Genomic DNA, 14,586 nt, shown 5'->3' with positions numbered 1-14,586 from the left:
AAGAAACAGCCAGAAAAAATCCAACTGTTTCTCGTCAATTTTATTGCACAGGGGATATAATCCGAATCATCCCCATAAGTTGCAAAAAGCCGCTGTGTCGCAGAGCGATTCTCCGACACAGCGGCCTTTTCGTTTTTGGCTGCGGCTTACCACATCCGTCCATCGCCGCCTTTGCGTACCCAGACGGCCACCGGCTCCATGATGCCGCCGCAGTCGGAGGCGCAGTCGCCGGGTTCTTCGTCCACATGAAGGCTGGACAGGCTCACAAAATCTTATGCAGCTCCTGCACAAGGTCGCCGATCACAATGGGCTTGGACAAAAAGCCGTTCATGCCGCTCTCCAATGCGTTGCAGCGGTCCTCGTCAAATGCATTGGCCGTCATGGCGAGGATCGGGAGCTTTGCCCGGTCCGGGTCATCCAGTGCGCGGATCGTCCGGGTTGCGGTATAGCCATCCATCACCGGCATCTGCACGTCCATTAGAATCAGATCATAGCTGCCCGGTGCAGCGGCGCTGACCTTTTCCACCGCCACTGCGCCGTTTTCAGCTGTATCGACCTGAAAGCCGTACTCCCGCAGGATCTCCTGCGCGATCTCACGGTTCAGCTCATTGTCCTCCACCAGCAGGATGTGCTTGTCCTTGAAATCCGCATTCTCTTCGGGCAGGAGTTCCTGCTCTGCATCCGTCTGCTTCTGGCCGAGGGCGCTCATCAGGGTCTCCCGCAGGTCGGACATGAACATGGGCTTGGAGCAGAAGGCGGTCACACCGGCCGCCTTTGCCTCCACCTCGATGTCCGACCAGTCGTAGGCGGTCAGGATGATGATAGGCGTATCGTCGTTCAGGCTGCGGATCTGGCGGGTGACTTCGATGCCGTTCATGTCCGGCAGCCGCCAGTCGATGATATAGGCATGGTAGGCGTCGCTCATCTCGATGGACTGCCGCGCGCGCAGCACCGCCTCCTTGCCGGAGAGCGTCCACTCCGCGCGCATCCCCACCTTGACCAGCATCTTCGTCACGCTGTCGCAGGTGTTGAAGTCGTCGTCCACCACCAGTGCCTTCAGGCCTTCCAGCTCGGTGATCTTTTCCACCGGACGGTGCTCGGCCTGCGGGCGCAGCGGCACACGGATGATAAACTCGGTGCCCTTGCCCTGCTCTGTCTGGACTTCGATGGTGCCGCCCATCATATCCACGATGTTTTTGGTGATGGCCATGCCAAGTCCGGTGCCCTGTATCCTGCTTACTGTGGAGGTGCGCTCCCGCTCAAACGGCTCGAAGATCTTCTGGGCAAACTCCGGGCTCATGCCGATGCCGTTGTCCTTGATGCGAAACTCGTACTGCCCGCAGCCGCGCACCTTTCCGGCAAGCTGCCGGACGCGTACCGAGACCGTGCCGCCCGCCGGGGTAAACTTGATGGCGTTGGACAGCAGGTTCAGCAGGACCTGATTCAGCCGGGTCTTGTCGCAATAGACATCCTCGTCGGTCACATCCATGGCATCCATGTAAAGTTCCAGCTGCTTGGCGTAGATCTGCCCACTGACGATGGTTTTCAGGTCGTGCAGCACATCGGACAGGTTGACCTCCACCTCTTCCAGATGGAGCTTTCCGCTTTCGATGCGGCTCATGTCCAGCACGTCGTTGATAAGGGAGAGCAGATGCTTGCTGGAGGCAAGGGTCTTGGCGAGATAATCCTTCACCCGCTCCTTGTCGTCAATGTTGCTGACCGCCAGCGTGGTAAAGCCGATGATGGCGTTCATGGGGGTGCGGATGTCGTGGGACATATTGGAAAGGAAGGTGCTCTTGGCGCGATTGGCGGTCTCGGCGGCAGCCACTGCATCTGAAAGCGCCTGATTCACCTGCTTGTCGGCTGTGCGGTCGGACATGACGAGGATGTATTTGGCTCTGCCCTCCACCTCGCTGCCCATGGCGATGATGTGGAACCAGCGCTGCTCCCCGGTCTGCTGATGCAGATACTCAAAATCCCATTCGCGCTGTCCCCCGCTGCGAAGCCCATCCAGACAGACTTTGTCGTTTTTCGGGGCGTTTTTCGGGTGCAGCTTATCCAGAACATGGATATTCTGCCGGACTTCCCCTTCCGACACGCCCAGCAGACGCTCAATGTTCGGGCTGACGTAATCCACTTTGGAGGTCTTTGTGTCCAGCATCAGGAAGACGTCGTCCACGTTCAGCGAGAGCTTCTGGAACAGCTCGTCCCGGTACAGGATCTCGGTGTTCTTCCGGCGCAGCGTATCGTGGCTCTTGCGCAGGAGGAGCAGGATGACCGTCACTGCAAGGCAGAGGGCGATGCCTGTCACGATCTGCACCGTCCGGAACCAGAGCTTGTCCAGATTGGCATTGACGACCTTGACCGGGACAAGGCCCAGCATCGTCCAGCTCTGGACGGCTGTGCCCTCGTAGACCAGATAATAACTGGTGTCACCCAGCTTTACCTTCATGTTTCCGCTGCTGCCCTGCTCAAACGCATCCGAGAGGGCAAGGATCTGCTCCTCCGAAAGGTCGGAGTGGTCGCGCAGCACCGCGATAAAGTTGTAGACCGATTCTGTGGCGTTTGCAGAATTGTCGATGACCACCCGCCCGTCCGAGTAGACCACATAGTTGCTGGCGCTCCCCTGAAAAGCAGAATTGTCCAGCGCTTTCAGCACAGCATCGTTATAGTACGCGATGGCGATGGCATCGTAGTCGAAGTTCCGGTAGCTGCCCTGTATTTCGGGACAGATGAACACGAGCATCTGGGGTTTGCCGGGCAGTACCGCATTCATGACGATATCCTCGCCGTCGGAGAGCTTTTCGTCCAGATTGGTCTGCAAGCCGAGGTAGCCCGTTTCGCCAGACACGGTCATATAGTTTCCGTCGTAGGAAAGAAAGTAAAAGTCGGCAAATCCGGTGTCCTGCTGTGCCTTCTCGACATACGCCTGAATTTCGCCTTCGTCTGAGGTATTTTCCAGAAATCCGTTGTACAGATGCAGATAGGTCAGGTTCTTGCGCACCAGCTCCTTCAGCATATTGTTGGATTTATGCAGGACCTCTTCCAGATGCGACGTGCTCTCCTGATAGACCGTCTGCGACACATACGAGATGTACTGGCAGCTGACGCCGACCAGCAGCCCCAGCAGCAGGAGGGTGACGGCGGCGGCAGGGAGCCATTTCCGCCAGGAGCGGCCTTTTCGTTTGGGTTCGTGCATTTCGTCTGCCATTCCGCTCACCTCAGTGTCATGTAGTTTTCCGGCTCTGCAAGCGTTGCGCTGCCGCCGGAAACGTAATCGCGCCATGCGTCCTTTACCCACGTACCTTCGTCCGTGACGGCGCGGCTTTCGTCTGCAAACACCGCGGTCATCTGCTTTGTCGTGGCCAGACAGGTCACGGTGAGGGTGTCATCCTCCCGGAGCGGCTGGCCGTTCCGGGTGATGCCGGTCAGGGTATAGCTGCCGCCTGCCTCTTTTACCTCCATGGTGATGCCGCTGGCCACCGGCAGAGAGCCGCGGTTGAAGGGCACAAAGCCGCCCTCACAGCCCTCCACAAAGGCGCGGAGGGTCTCCTTCAGCTCTGCGCCGGTCATGGTGCGCTGGTAGGCCATCAGGCCGTTCGGCATGATCATGGAGACGGCCATCTCCTTGGTATAATCCGCCCGCAGCACACTGCCTGTAAAGCTGTTTGCTGCGGCGATGAGCACATCCGTGCCATACACGCCGCGCAGCGTGTTCGCCATGACGGAGAAGGAGGCGCTGCCGCCCTTTTTGTGGAAGACATTGGAATAGCTCTTCCCGGAGGTCAGCACCGTCTCGTCCGTGGTGGTCTTTTCCGTGAGGAGCTGGGCGTTGAAGTCCTGATACGCCTGCTTTGCCGTAAGCTTGCCCTCGATCATCCGGGAGACCACATCCTTGGAGATGGAGAAGAAATCGTTGGAGGCGATGCGGATGTACATATGGTTTTCTTCCACCACCGGGCGGATGTCCTTCATGTATTCGGTCAGGCGGAGGCTGACGTTCTGGCTGTAGCTCAGCAGATCCTGTCCGTCGGAGATGATGCGGTTCTGTGCGCCCTCGGAGAGCATGACGTTCAGCACCTTCATGGCCTTTTCGCGGCGTGCGCTGTCCTGCTCCAGCTCCCGGTTCAGGGCGATCTGGAAATAGGGGGTGGTCATAATCCACTTTTCCCCGTTCTGGCTAAAGAAGGGCAGAAAGGTCGTGTCGATGCCCTCCTCCTGAAACATCTTCACGCCGGCGGAGCTGCCAAAGTACATGGCCACTTCCCCGTTCCGGAACAGGTTCATCACGTCATCGTAAGTCAGCCCAAGGTCGTCCGCCGTGAGGTGGGTATCCTGAATGAACTGGGCCATCCGCTCGAATGCCCCCGGCCAGACAGTGTCGTCCAAACCCACCCGCTCGCTGTTGGCGGGGTCGCTGTAGGCGGTGCGCCACTTGCGCCCCTCCGTAGTGGTAAGCTCGGTAGCCGAAAGCCCCTGCAGCGTCTCCATGCAGGTGTAGTCGTAGGCATAATCGGCGGTAAAGCCGCGGATGCCTACCTTCTCAAAGGCCTGACAGGCCGCCACAAAGCTGTCGTAATCGGTAGGCAGCGGGATGTCGTACTGCTCGAACAGGCTGCGGTTGACCACGAATCCGTGGGCGTCGGCGCACACCGGCAGCCAGTTCACGCTGCCGTCCTCATTTTTGAAGCTGTTGAGGTAGGCGTTGTAGACCGCGCCCGCCTCGTTGGTGGTAGCAAGGTTCATCAGGCTGTCCTTCAGGGGAGCTGCATCGTGCAGCGAGAAGCGGCAGCTGGTGATGATGTCCGGCAGGCCGCCGTTCTCCTGCAAGAATTTGTAAAAGTCCAGATCGTTGTTGCCCACGATGAACTCGATATTCACGTCCGGCAGCTGCGCCTGGACATAGGGGGCATAGGTCTCGTACAGGCTATTCGTCCACAGATACACCTGAATGGTCTCAGCGTCTTCCTGCATCTCCGCCCGTTCTGCCGCCTTTCCGCTGCATCCGGTCAGCAGGGATACCCCCAGCACCAGTGCCATAAGCAGGGAAAAAAGGCTGCGCAGTGTTTTCTTCTTCATCAAACGATTCACCTCATGACCCGACGACAGCCTGCCGTCGCCCGGCAGGCTGCTTCGGTCTTCTTGTCTGTTCCATCACGACTCACGGAAAGGACGCCGCAGTCTCTCTTTGTGGGCATCCTGTTTTACGCCCCCAATACCACAACGCCATTGGAAAGGCACGTCCACAGCAAAATGACGATACAAGAATATTTTATCATTATAACGCCGGGGTTTCAAGGAATTTTAACATTTTTTCAAAAACATCGACAAACAGCAGCCCCTTTGCGGCCTTTCATTTTCTTTTTATTCCAGCACTCCCAAAAAAATGGGCAAAGCACAGGAGCGGCCTGCACAAAAAAAGAAGCAGCTGACAAAAGCTCAGCTGCTTCTCCGGTGTGTTCCGGATCTGTGGTTCAGGATTCCGCCGCCTTCTGTGCCCGGATGTCCTTTCCGACAAAGAGGCAGGGCAGGAAGGAAGCGAGGCGGCTGGAGATCTTCTCGGTATAGAGCCGTTCCAGCAGCGTGCTGTCGGTGATGTTGGTGGTGACGATGGTGGGCAGCTTTGCGCCCAGACGGTTGTTCAGCAGGCTGTAGAGGGTGCTGATGAGGAAGCTGGAGTTGAACTCCGAGCCGAGGTCGTCGAGGATGAGCAGGTCTGCCCCGGCAGCGGTGCGCAGGAGCGTCTCCTCTTCCCCGGCGGGATCTTGCCCGAAGTGCAGGGCTTCCAGCTTCGAGAAGAAATCGGGGCTGGACACATAGATGACGTCGAAGCCCTTTTCCAGCACCTCTCCGGCGATGGCCAGCGCGGCGTGGGTCTTGCCCAGACCGGCGTTGCCCAGAAGCACCAGACTGGGGCTGGTGCGGTCAAACTCGTCGGCGTAGCCCTTCAGCTCGGCCAGCTGTCCGGCCATGTACCTGCGCGCCGACTCGCCGACATCGGCGTCCTTCTCGTCGGGGTAATAGCGCAGCTCCATGGTATCGAAGCTGGAAATGGAGAGGCTGGACAGGGCCTCGATCTCCTCCCGGCGGAGCTGCTGCATCACCTTGTGGACGCACTCACAGGTGCGCCCCTTCACCACGCCGGTATCCTCGCAGAGCTTGCAGGTGAAGCGAGGTTCCAGCGCGTCAGCCGGGCGGCCGCTGGACGCCAGCAGCTCCGAGAGCTTCCTGCGGGCGTCCGCAAGGGCGGCGGCGGCCTCGGTGCGGTCCCTGCCCGCCGCACCGGCCAGTGCGCAGCGGATGCCCCGCACCCGCACCTCTTCCTCGGCGTGGCGCAGCCCGGGCAGGGCCGCTTCGGCCTCTGCACGGGCATCCTCTGCCCGCGCCCGGGCCGTCTGACGCCGCCGGGCGACGGTGCGCAGAGCCTCCTGATACAGTTCGTTCTTGGTACGCATAGTGTCTCCTTATGCCGGGTGTCACTCGGGCTTTTTCTTGAGGGAGCGGCGGCGGGCGGCGTTCTTGAGGAAGTCGTTGCCGCTGGGGGCTTCGCGGTCCACCCGGATGTTCCGGCTGGCGCCGATGGACGCCACCGGGCTGCGCACATCGTGGATGTTCCGCAGGCCCTTGGCGTTCCATGTCTTGAGGATGCTGTTCCAGTACCACAGGTCCCGCTTCGGCCCGGCCTGCACCGCTGCCTCCTGCACCATGGCGTCATCGTAGCCGTACACCTCATACCACCGGGCGATGGCCTTCCGCCCGCCGAGGGTAAGCTCGCTGTCCGGGATGCCCAGCAGAGAGGCGACGTACTGCTCCCGGGTCTGGCGGAGGGCCAGCAGCTTGAGGTGGGCGTCGGCCTGTTCGCCGGTCTCCACTCCCTCGGCCCGCCAGACCTTCAGCTCGTGGAGGACGGCGGCCATGGTCCGCTTGCCCCGGCTGGCCACATAGGCCACGCAGAGCATGACCGTCTCGGGGGCATAGCCCTCCTGCACATAGAGGTTGACCAGCTTTTCCATTTCGCTGTGGGTCAGCGGGCGGGCAAAGCCCGTCTGGGCGCAGTCGATGAGGCTGGAGATCATGGGGTCGGTGCGGCTTGCGGCGGCGATCTCCGCCCACGTCATGGGGGCGGGGGCCGAAGGCTCTGCGCCCGGGGCGGCGTTCTCGTCGTAGCGCTCCAGCAGCCCCGCGCCGGCCCAGAAAGAGAGGGCGCTCTCGGCAGAGATGCGGCTGCGCAGCTTCAGGTCTGCGCAGAGCTTGTCCGGGTCGGTGATGCCGGTAGCCAGCACATACAGCGCCACCCGGACGTTATACTCCTCGGCGATGCCCAGTTTGGAAAAGATGAGCTGCGGCACCGGGATGGTGTCGCCCTTGAGTTCCTTGATGCGGTAGATCATTTGTCTCCTTCGCTTTCTGCTTCCTCATCCTTCGGCGGCGACCACGGCTCCGAGTCCAGAATGGAGGGCCGCTGCTTCCAGTACGCAGTGTCGGCGCTGTAGGTGGCGGACAGGTACTCCGCCGCCTCCGCCCTGCCCTCCTCCGTCAGGGGAAAGACCTTCTGCCGCCGCAGGGCCGGGTCGGTGCGGTCCAGCGCCCACGGGTCGGGCCAGATGTCCACCGTGAGGACGGCCTCCTCCTTCTGCGCGCCCTCGCCGCCGTCCGGGTCGGGCACGCTGCGCTTGCCGGGCGAGAGCAGGTAGCGCATCCCGTCCTCGTTGCCGCTGTATTGGTTCTTGCACTTGAAATAGTGCAAAAGGGGTACAAAGATCATGGCGTCCCTCTCCGTTTTCTTTCGCCGAAATGATAAGAGCGCCAATTCTTGACGAATCAGCGCTCTTTTTGTGGAGCAGGATACGGGACTCGAACCCGCCGCCTACTGCTTGGGAAGCAGTCGCTCTACCGGATGAGCTAACCCTGCGTTTACTTGTTTATTGTAGCAAAGGGCGGCGGTTTTGTCAACAGCTTTTTGGCTCGAATCCCGCCGGGGCGGTCGATTTTCTGCTTTTCGGACAAAGAAATGGTAAAAAGATGGATTCTCCCTGTAAAATACAGTATAATAAGACCCAAAGAAAGACCCAAAGAGCGTTTACTTCGGAAAGGAATCAAAACTATGGGAATCGTAGTCATCGGCGCAGTTTTTGTGGACATCAAGGGCTATCCTCTCTCCACCTACATCCCCGGCGGACGGAACGCCGGGCGGATGGAGCAGGTGCACGGCGGCGTGAGCCGGAACGTGGCGGAGGACATTGCCAACGTGGAGCTGCGCCCCACCTTCGTGAGCCTTGTGGATGACAGCGGCATGGGGCAGGACGTCATCGACAAGCTGGACAACCACAAGGTCAACACCCGATACATCCAGAAAGTCCCCGACGGCATGGGCACATGGCTGGCCATCTTCGACAACGACGGCGACGTCCACGCGGCCATCTCCAAGCGGCCCGACACCACCCCTCTGACCACCCTGCTGGAAGAGAAGGGCGACGAGATCTTCCGGGACTGCGACAGCATCGCCATCGAGCTGGACCTCGAGAAAGAGACCGTCAAGCAGGTGCTCCACTACGCCAAGAAGTACAAAAAGAAGGTCTTTGCCGCCGTCTCCAACATGAGCATCGCCATGGAGCGCCGCGACTATCTGCAGCAGATCGACTGCTTCGTCTGCAACCAGCAGGAGGCCGGGCTGCTCTTCTCGGACGACTACGGCCACCTCTCCCCCACCCAGATGGCTCAGGTGCTGGCCCGGAACGTCCACAGCGCCAACATGACCAGCATGGTGGTGACGATGGGCGGTCTGGGGGCCGTCTACGCCCAGCACGACGGGGCCTGCGGCGTCGTGCCCGCCAAGAAGGTGGATGTCATCGACACCACCGGCGCAGGCGATGCCTTCTTTGCAGGGACGGTCATCGGCCTGACCTACGGCAAGAATCTGGCCCAGTCCTGCGAGATCGGCAGCCGCCTCGCCGCCTCGGTCATCTGCATCACCGAAAACGTCTGCCCCCGCTTCCGCCCGCTGGAATTCGGGCTGGATGTACCGGTGGTGGACTGACGCTGCCTCCCTCTGAGCACAGGAGCTTCTGCTTCTGTGCTCATTTTTTGATACGACCCTTCGATTCCTTCGATGGGTCTTCTTCTTCTTATCGGAAAATCGGTTGAATCCCCTCCCCGGCTGTGATACACTGGGGATATCGAATTTGTGAAAAGAGGAAAATCCAATGAATCAAAAACAGCACAAGCGGAGCGCCTTTTCGGGCAAGATCGGATTCGTTCTCTCCGCTGCAGGCGCGTCGGTGGGCCTCGGCAACATCTGGCGCTTCCCCTATCTTGCGGCCAAGTACGGCGGCGGCATCTTCCTGCTCATCTACATCATCCTCGCCTTCACCTTCGGCTACACCATGATCGTGGCCGAGACGGCGCTGGGCCGGATGACCAAGAAAAGCCCGGTGGGCGCGTTCGCCTCCTTCGGCAAAACGGGCGGGCTTTCCTTCGGCGGCTGGATCAACGCCATCATCCCCATCCTCATCGTCCCCTACTACTCGGTCATCGGCGGCTGGGTCATCCGGTATCTGGCCGACTACATCGGCGGCCACGGCAGCGAGCTGGCGGCGGACGGCTATTTCTCCGCCTTCATTTCCAGCGGCCCGTCGGCGGAGATCTGCTTCGCCATCTTTACCGTCTTTACCCTCTCCATCATCTTTGCGGGCGTGCGCAACGGCGTGGAGCGGGTATCCAAGGTGATGATGCCCATTCTTGTGGTGCTCTCCGTCGTCATCGCAGGCTACTCCGTCACACGCCCGGGCGCGCTGGAGGGTGTGAAATACTTCCTCGTGCCCAACATCGCCAACTTCTCGTGGATGACCGTCGTGACCGCAATGGGACAGATGTTCTACTCCCTCTCCATCGCTATGGGCATCCTCGTCACCTTCGGCTCCTATATGAAGAAGGACGTCTCCATCGAGGAGTCCACCGAAAACGTGGAGGTCTTTGATACCGTCATCGCCATCATGGCGGGCCTGATGATCATTCCGGCGGTCTTCTCCTTCTCCGGCGGCGACCCGGACACTCTGCAGGCCGGCCCGGCCCTCATGTTCATCACCATCCCCAAGGTGTTCGAGAGCATGGGCCTCGGCACGGTGGTGGGCATCCTCTTCTTTACGCTGGTGCTTTTCGCCGCTGTCACCAGCTCCATTGCTCTGACCGAGAGCGCCGTCTCCACCTTCGAGGACGAGCTGGGCTGGGACCGCAAACAGGCCACCATCCTCATCGGCATCATCATGCTGGTGCTGGGCAGTCTGTCGGCTCTGGGTTACGGCCCGCTGGCCCGATTCACGGTCTTCGGGATGCAGTTCCTCGACTTCTTCGACTTCCTCACCAACTCCGTCATGATGCCCATTGCGGCCATCACCACCTGCCTGCTGGTGTCTCGGGTCATCGGTGTGGAGAAGATCGAAGAGGAGGTCACGCTGGACGGCAAGTCCTTCCGCCGCAGACGCATCTTCAACTTTATGATAAAGTATCTCTGCCCCATCTTCGCGGCCATCATCCTTGTCAGCTCGGTGGCCAACGCCCTCGGCGTCATCTCCATGTAAACAGCAAAAACAAAGCGCTGGAAGCGGTCTAACGGCTTCCAGCGCTTTTTCTTTATGCTTGCAGGAGACTTTTTATCTCGTCCAAGTTCTTTGCGAAGCAGATGCCCTTCTGCCGCGCGGGGCTGGACAGGCCTGTCTCGACCATATGAGCCAGCAGGGCCTTCAGTCCGGCGTAGTAGTCGTCGAGGTCGTAGAGGATGCAGGGCGCATCGAGATGGCCCAGCGAGACCTTGGACATCACCTCGGCGATCTCTTCCAGCGTGCCGGTGCCGCCCGGAAAGGCGATAAAGGCGTCGCCCAGCTCGATCATCCGGGTCTTCCGCTCGGTCATGTCCTTCGTGACGATGAGCTTTGTTAGGCCGTCGTACTGCACCTCCGAGTCGATGAAGAACTGCGGCTCTACCCCGGTCACTTCGCCGCCCGCCGTCAGGACGCTGTGAGCGAGGCGGCCCATCAGGCCGCTGCGGGAGCCACCATAGACCAGAGCGTTCCCGCTCTCGCCGATCCACCGGCCCAGCTCCTCGACGGCCTGCTTCAGGGCCGGGTCATTGCCCTCGTTCGCCCCCAGATAGACTGTGATATTCATTCCCTTTTCTCTCCTCATCTTGCCCATGTCATTTCCTGATCCGGGCCGCTGTAGTCAAATCTGCCGTCATTCTTTTCTTCCAGCGCCTTTATCATGTGGTAAGCGAACTCATTGTAGGGCGTCGGGATGCCAAGCTCCCTGCCCATCCGGATGAGTGCGCCCGAGAACATATCGATCTCGGTGTGGCGTCCGGCGTCCAGATCCTGCAGGGTCGAATAGCGGGCCGATGGCTTGACGGCACAGCCCTTACCGGACACAGCCTCCACCCGCTGCATATCATGAAGCTATTATACCACGCTTTCCTCTTCCGGAAAAGCTCGTTGTGTTTTATTTTTGAACGTCAAAAATCTTTGACTTTTATCGAAAAGTTATAACAAAAGTGTAGAATCTCTCCGGCAAATAGAATCTTTGCCCAAAAAGGGCTTGATTTTTTTCGAAAACGGACTAGAATATCTTTTTGCAGAAGGGCCTTGCCTGTACGGCCCTCCCGCAAAACTATTTTTAAATATGAGGAGATTTTTCATATGAAACTCAAGAATGTTGCTGTTACCGTTGCTGCTCTGGTTCTGGCTGTCAGCATGACTGCCTGCGGCAGCTCTTCTTCTACCGCTGCTTCCACCTCTGAGGCTGCTTCTGCTCAGTCCGAGACCTCCGCTTCCTCCGCTGTCGCTGAGGAGAACAGCGCTTCCTCCGAGGCTGCAAGCGAGGCTTCCTCTTCTGAGGCCGCATCCGAGGTCTCCAGCGAGGCTGCATCTTCTGAGGCTGCTTCCTCTGAGGTTGCTTCTTCTACTGCCGCCTGATTTTTCGCACAAAAATGGGCCACAGCCTTCCCCTCGCGGGGTGGGCTGCGGCCCATTTTATTTTACACGAAGTCTTCCCGCATGGGGGTGAAGATGTCCAGCAGGATACCAGCCTCGGTGCAGACACAGCCGTGCTCCACGCCGTCCTCCTTCAGGATGGTATCCCCGGCCCGCACGGTGTGAGTCACGCCGTCCACAGTGAACTCGAACGCACCCGACACCACATAGGTGATCTGGGTGTGGGGGTGATGGTGGAGTGCGCCCACAGCCCCCTTCTCGAAGGTATTCTCCACGCACATCAGGCCGTCGGTATAGGCCAGCACCCGGCGGGTGACGCCCTCGCCTGCCGCCTGCGGCAGGGCCTCTGCATGGTAGACCCAGCGCTGTTTCTTCTCGGGAAGCTTCATATCCATTCCTCGTTTTCCGCCGCCAGACAGCGGCTTTTTCTTTTATTATAGCGGCCTTGGGGCTGGATTACAAGCTTGATTTGAGCGGGTGGCGCAGGATGGTCTTCCGTTTTTCCGGCAGGGTGCGGTTGGGGTCGGAGAGGTAGATTTCGTGGTGGAAGCGGGTATCCGAAAAGTCCACCGCATACCCCTGCTCTGCTGCGAACGCATCCATCCGGGCCAGCGTCTCCGGCTCATCGTCATAGAGGCCGAGGTGCAGGCACTGAACGCAGAGACCCTCATCATAGGTAAGATATTCCACCTTCGAGAAGTCCTGTTTCTTCTTGGCCGACACCTCCCTGACAGCCCAGTCAAACTCTTTCCGGGTCACGAACTCCGGCAGACGGAGCAGAGACGTCCAGCGGAAGTTTTTCTTTCCGGCACTGGTCTGCTCCCACAGCCCTTCCAGCGGGGGCACCACAAAGTCAAAATAGCCCTCCATCCGATAGCTGCCCTTTTTGCTCATCTTGATGGTGTAGAGGAGACCGTACAACAGCTCAACGGCCGCCTTGTACTCGCCTGCAGGGTCGTTGGGGTCGCCCTGCCCCCGCACTGCGGCAAAGGTCATGGCTGGCACGGTGACAAACTGCGGCTCACGAGGTGGTTGGTAGAGTGCCTTATATTCTTTCTTATAATCAAACGCCATCGTCGCTGACCTCCTCTGCCTGTCCAGCAGCTCCTTCAGCAGGGCAACCGACAGCTCCCTGTCAGTCCTAACCAAGTTCCAGTACTGCTTGTTCTTTCATCCCCAGTATATCACAACAACCAATCTTTGTAAACCATAAAGTTGTGCTATGCGCCGCAAAAAATTCCTCTGCCTTTCCAGACAGAGGACACAAACAAAAAAGTCCTTCCCACTCTCCGGAATGGGAAGGACTTTATAAGTGCTTAGTTCGCCTTAGAACTGACGTTCAAGGACAAAATCACTCAATGATCTTGCCGACGACGCCGGAACCAACGGTACGGCCACCCTCACGGATAGCGAAACGCAGGCCCTCTTCCATAGCGACGGGAGTCAGCAGCTCAACGTGCATCATGACGTTATCGCCAGGCATGCACATCTCAGTGCCTTCCGGCAGGGTGATGATGCCGGTCACGTCAGTGGTACGGAAGTAGAACTGGGGACGATAGTTGGAGAAGAACGGGGTGTGACGGCCGCCTTCGTCCTTGGTCAGAACGTAGACCTGAGACTCGAAGACCTTGTGGGGGTGCACAGAACCGGGCTTAGCCAGAACCTGACCACGCTCGATCTGGGTACGATCAACACCACGCAGCAGAGCGCCGATGTTATCGCCAGCCTCAGCGAAGTCCAGAGACTTACGGAACATTTCCAGACCGGTGATGGTGGTGCTCAGACGATCAGGCTTGATGCCGACGATCTCCATTGCATCGCCAACCTTGGCCATACCACGCTCAACACGACCGGTAGCAACAGTACCACGGCCAGAGATGGTCATGACATCCTCGATGGGCATCAGGAAGGGCTTGTCCTCCTCACGATCCGGGTTGGGGATGTAGGAGTCAACAGCATCCATCAGCTCCTTGATGCAAGCATACTCGGGAGCATCGGGATCCTTGGAGTCAGACTCCAGAGCCTTCAGAGCGGAACCACGAATGATCGGGGTGTCATCGCCCGGGAAGTCGTACTCGCTCAGCAGCTCACGGATCTCCATCTCGACCAGATCCAGCAGCTCCTCGTCGTCGACCATATCGCACTTGTTCATGAAGACAACGATATAGGGCACGCCGACCTGACGAGCCAGCAGGATGTGCTCACGGGTCTGGGGCATGGGACCGTCGGTAGCAGCAACGACCAGAATAGCACCGTCCATCTGAGCAGCACCAGTGATCATGTTCTTGACGTAGTCAGCATGGCCCGGGCAGTCAACGTGAGCATAGTGACGAGCGTCGGTCTGATACTCAACGTGAGCGGAGTTGATCGTGATACCACGAGCACGCTCCTCAGGAGCCTTATCGATGTTGGCGTAGTCCATGAAGTCTGCGTCGCCCTTCAGAGCCAGGTACTTGGTGATGGCGGCAGTCAGAGTGGTCTTGCCGTGGTCAACGTGACCGATGGTGCCGATGTTAACATGCGGCTTAGAACGGTCGAACTTTGCCTTTTCAGCCATTGGAATATCCTCCCTTAAATTAGGTTTTGATATTGGTTACAACAGTCC

At 59.0% G+C, this 14,586-nt stretch carries 14 protein-coding genes and 1 tRNA gene; 3 read left to right on the top strand and 12 right to left on the bottom strand.

The window, feature by feature from the left end:
• Positions 1 to 146 precede the first annotated feature (146 nt).
• The 7 genes from MTP38_RS05560 to MTP38_RS05530 all read right to left on the bottom strand — a co-directional run bounded on the left by MTP38_RS05560 (position 147) and on the right by MTP38_RS05530 (position 7,912).
• A complete protein-coding gene (locus MTP38_RS05560; RefSeq protein WP_330221126.1) occupies positions 147 to 266 on the bottom strand; it encodes an RNHCP domain-containing protein in 120 nt (39 codons plus the stop codon).
• Positions 263 to 3,211, bottom strand: a complete 2,949-nt coding sequence (locus MTP38_RS05555) for a PAS domain-containing hybrid sensor histidine kinase/response regulator (protein WP_249234517.1) — start codon at positions 3,209 to 3,211, stop codon at positions 263 to 265. Before MTP38_RS05555 ends, MTP38_RS05560 begins: the two co-directional genes overlap by 4 nt.
• A 5-nt stretch (positions 3,212 to 3,216) precedes the next feature.
• Positions 3,217 to 5,079 carry an ABC transporter substrate-binding protein gene (locus tag MTP38_RS05550; RefSeq protein WP_249234516.1) on the bottom strand — a complete coding sequence of 621 codons (1,863 nt, stop codon included), beginning with the start codon at positions 5,077 to 5,079 and terminating at the stop codon, positions 3,217 to 3,219.
• 395 nt (positions 5,080 to 5,474) lie between these two features.
• Complete coding sequence (locus tag MTP38_RS05545; RefSeq protein ID WP_249234515.1) at positions 5,475 to 6,455, bottom strand: ATP-binding protein; 981 nt, start codon at positions 6,453 to 6,455, stop codon at positions 5,475 to 5,477.
• A gap of 21 nt (positions 6,456 to 6,476) precedes the next feature.
• Positions 6,477 to 7,391 carry a DnaD domain-containing protein gene (locus tag MTP38_RS05540; protein ID WP_227620030.1) on the bottom strand — a complete coding sequence of 305 codons (915 nt, stop codon included), beginning with the start codon at positions 7,389 to 7,391 and terminating at the stop codon, positions 6,477 to 6,479.
• Complete coding sequence (locus MTP38_RS05535) at positions 7,388 to 7,765, bottom strand: hypothetical protein (protein ID WP_249234514.1); 378 nt, start codon at positions 7,763 to 7,765, stop codon at positions 7,388 to 7,390. Before MTP38_RS05535 ends, MTP38_RS05540 begins: the two co-directional genes overlap by 4 nt.
• A gap of 71 nt (positions 7,766 to 7,836) precedes the next feature.
• Positions 7,837 to 7,912: transfer RNA gene (locus MTP38_RS05530), tRNA-Gly, on the bottom strand.
• A gap of 192 nt (positions 7,913 to 8,104) precedes the next feature.
• Here MTP38_RS05530 and MTP38_RS05525 point away from each other — a divergent pair.
• Positions 8,105 to 9,037 carry a carbohydrate kinase family protein gene (locus MTP38_RS05525; RefSeq protein ID WP_249234513.1) on the top strand — a complete coding sequence of 311 codons (933 nt, stop codon included), beginning with the start codon at positions 8,105 to 8,107 and terminating at the stop codon, positions 9,035 to 9,037.
• A gap of 166 nt (positions 9,038 to 9,203) precedes the next feature.
• On the top strand, positions 9,204 to 10,577 hold the full coding sequence (locus MTP38_RS05520) for a sodium-dependent transporter (RefSeq protein WP_249234512.1): 1,374 nt from the start codon (positions 9,204 to 9,206) through the stop codon (positions 10,575 to 10,577).
• 52 nt (positions 10,578 to 10,629) lie between these two features.
• Here the strand turns inward: MTP38_RS05520 and MTP38_RS05515 are convergent, their stop codons facing one another.
• Complete coding sequence (locus MTP38_RS05515; protein ID WP_249234511.1) at positions 10,630 to 11,163, bottom strand: TIGR00730 family Rossman fold protein; 534 nt, start codon at positions 11,161 to 11,163, stop codon at positions 10,630 to 10,632.
• Between the two features lie 14 nt (positions 11,164 to 11,177).
• Entirely contained in the window at positions 11,178 to 11,438 is a 261-nt protein-coding gene (locus MTP38_RS05510) for a ketopantoate reductase family protein (RefSeq protein WP_349138488.1), read from the bottom strand.
• 249 nt (positions 11,439 to 11,687) lie between these two features.
• Here MTP38_RS05510 and MTP38_RS05505 point away from each other — a divergent pair, with 249 nt between their 5' ends.
• Positions 11,688 to 11,963 carry a hypothetical protein gene (locus tag MTP38_RS05505; RefSeq protein WP_249234510.1) on the top strand — a complete coding sequence of 92 codons (276 nt, stop codon included), beginning with the start codon at positions 11,688 to 11,690 and terminating at the stop codon, positions 11,961 to 11,963.
• A 62-nt stretch (positions 11,964 to 12,025) separates the two neighbouring features.
• Here MTP38_RS05505 and MTP38_RS05500 read toward each other — a convergent pair whose 3' ends face one another.
• From MTP38_RS05500 to tuf, 3 genes are all read right to left on the bottom strand, one after another.
• The gene (locus tag MTP38_RS05500; protein WP_158403475.1) at positions 12,026 to 12,370 is read right to left on the bottom strand and encodes a cupin domain-containing protein; all 345 of its coding nucleotides are present in this window, start codon (positions 12,368 to 12,370) and stop codon (positions 12,026 to 12,028) included.
• 67 nt (positions 12,371 to 12,437) lie between these two features.
• The gene (locus MTP38_RS05495) at positions 12,438 to 13,055 is read right to left on the bottom strand and encodes a GyrI-like domain-containing protein (protein WP_249234509.1); all 618 of its coding nucleotides are present in this window, start codon (positions 13,053 to 13,055) and stop codon (positions 12,438 to 12,440) included.
• A 277-nt stretch (positions 13,056 to 13,332) separates the two neighbouring features.
• The gene (gene tuf, locus MTP38_RS05490; protein WP_227620036.1) at positions 13,333 to 14,538 is read right to left on the bottom strand and encodes an elongation factor Tu; all 1,206 of its coding nucleotides are present in this window, start codon (positions 14,536 to 14,538) and stop codon (positions 13,333 to 13,335) included.
• Between the last annotated feature and the right edge of the window lie 48 nt (positions 14,539 to 14,586).

Source organism: Faecalibacterium sp. I3-3-89 (assembly GCF_023347275.1).
Classification (GTDB): Bacteria; Bacillota; Clostridia; order Oscillospirales; family Ruminococcaceae; genus Faecalibacterium; species Faecalibacterium butyricigenerans.
The sequence above is the reverse complement of the archived record's forward strand: the minus strand, read 5'-3'. Positions and strand labels throughout refer to the sequence as shown.

Coding starts and splice junctions, on each gene's coding strand:
- MTP38_RS05555 (WP_249234517.1), bottom strand. CDS start 3,211: ATGGCAGACGAAATGCACGAACCCAAACGAAAAGGCCGCTCCTGGCGG.
- MTP38_RS05550 (WP_249234516.1), bottom strand. CDS start 5,079: ATGAAGAAGAAAACACTGCGCAGCCTTTTTTCCCTGCTTATGGCACTG.
- MTP38_RS05545 (WP_249234515.1), bottom strand. CDS start 6,455: ATGCGTACCAAGAACGAACTGTATCAGGAGGCTCTGCGCACCGTCGCC.
- MTP38_RS05540 (WP_227620030.1), bottom strand. CDS start 7,391: ATGATCTACCGCATCAAGGAACTCAAGGGCGACACCATCCCGGTGCCG.
- MTP38_RS05535 (WP_249234514.1), bottom strand. CDS start 7,765: ATGATCTTTGTACCCCTTTTGCACTATTTCAAGTGCAAGAACCAATAC.
- MTP38_RS05525 (WP_249234513.1), top strand. CDS start 8,105: ATGGGAATCGTAGTCATCGGCGCAGTTTTTGTGGACATCAAGGGCTAT.
- MTP38_RS05520 (WP_249234512.1), top strand. CDS start 9,204: ATGAATCAAAAACAGCACAAGCGGAGCGCCTTTTCGGGCAAGATCGGA.
- MTP38_RS05515 (WP_249234511.1), bottom strand. CDS start 11,163: ATGAATATCACAGTCTATCTGGGGGCGAACGAGGGCAATGACCCGGCC.
- MTP38_RS05510 (WP_349138488.1), bottom strand. CDS start 11,438: ATGCAGCGGGTGGAGGCTGTGTCCGGTAAGGGCTGTGCCGTCAAGCCA.
- MTP38_RS05505 (WP_249234510.1), top strand. CDS start 11,688: ATGAAACTCAAGAATGTTGCTGTTACCGTTGCTGCTCTGGTTCTGGCT.
- MTP38_RS05500 (WP_158403475.1), bottom strand. CDS start 12,370: ATGAAGCTTCCCGAGAAGAAACAGCGCTGGGTCTACCATGCAGAGGCC.
- MTP38_RS05495 (WP_249234509.1), bottom strand. CDS start 13,055: ATGGCGTTTGATTATAAGAAAGAATATAAGGCACTCTACCAACCACCT.
- tuf (WP_227620036.1), bottom strand. CDS start 14,538: ATGGCTGAAAAGGCAAAGTTCGACCGTTCTAAGCCGCATGTTAACATC.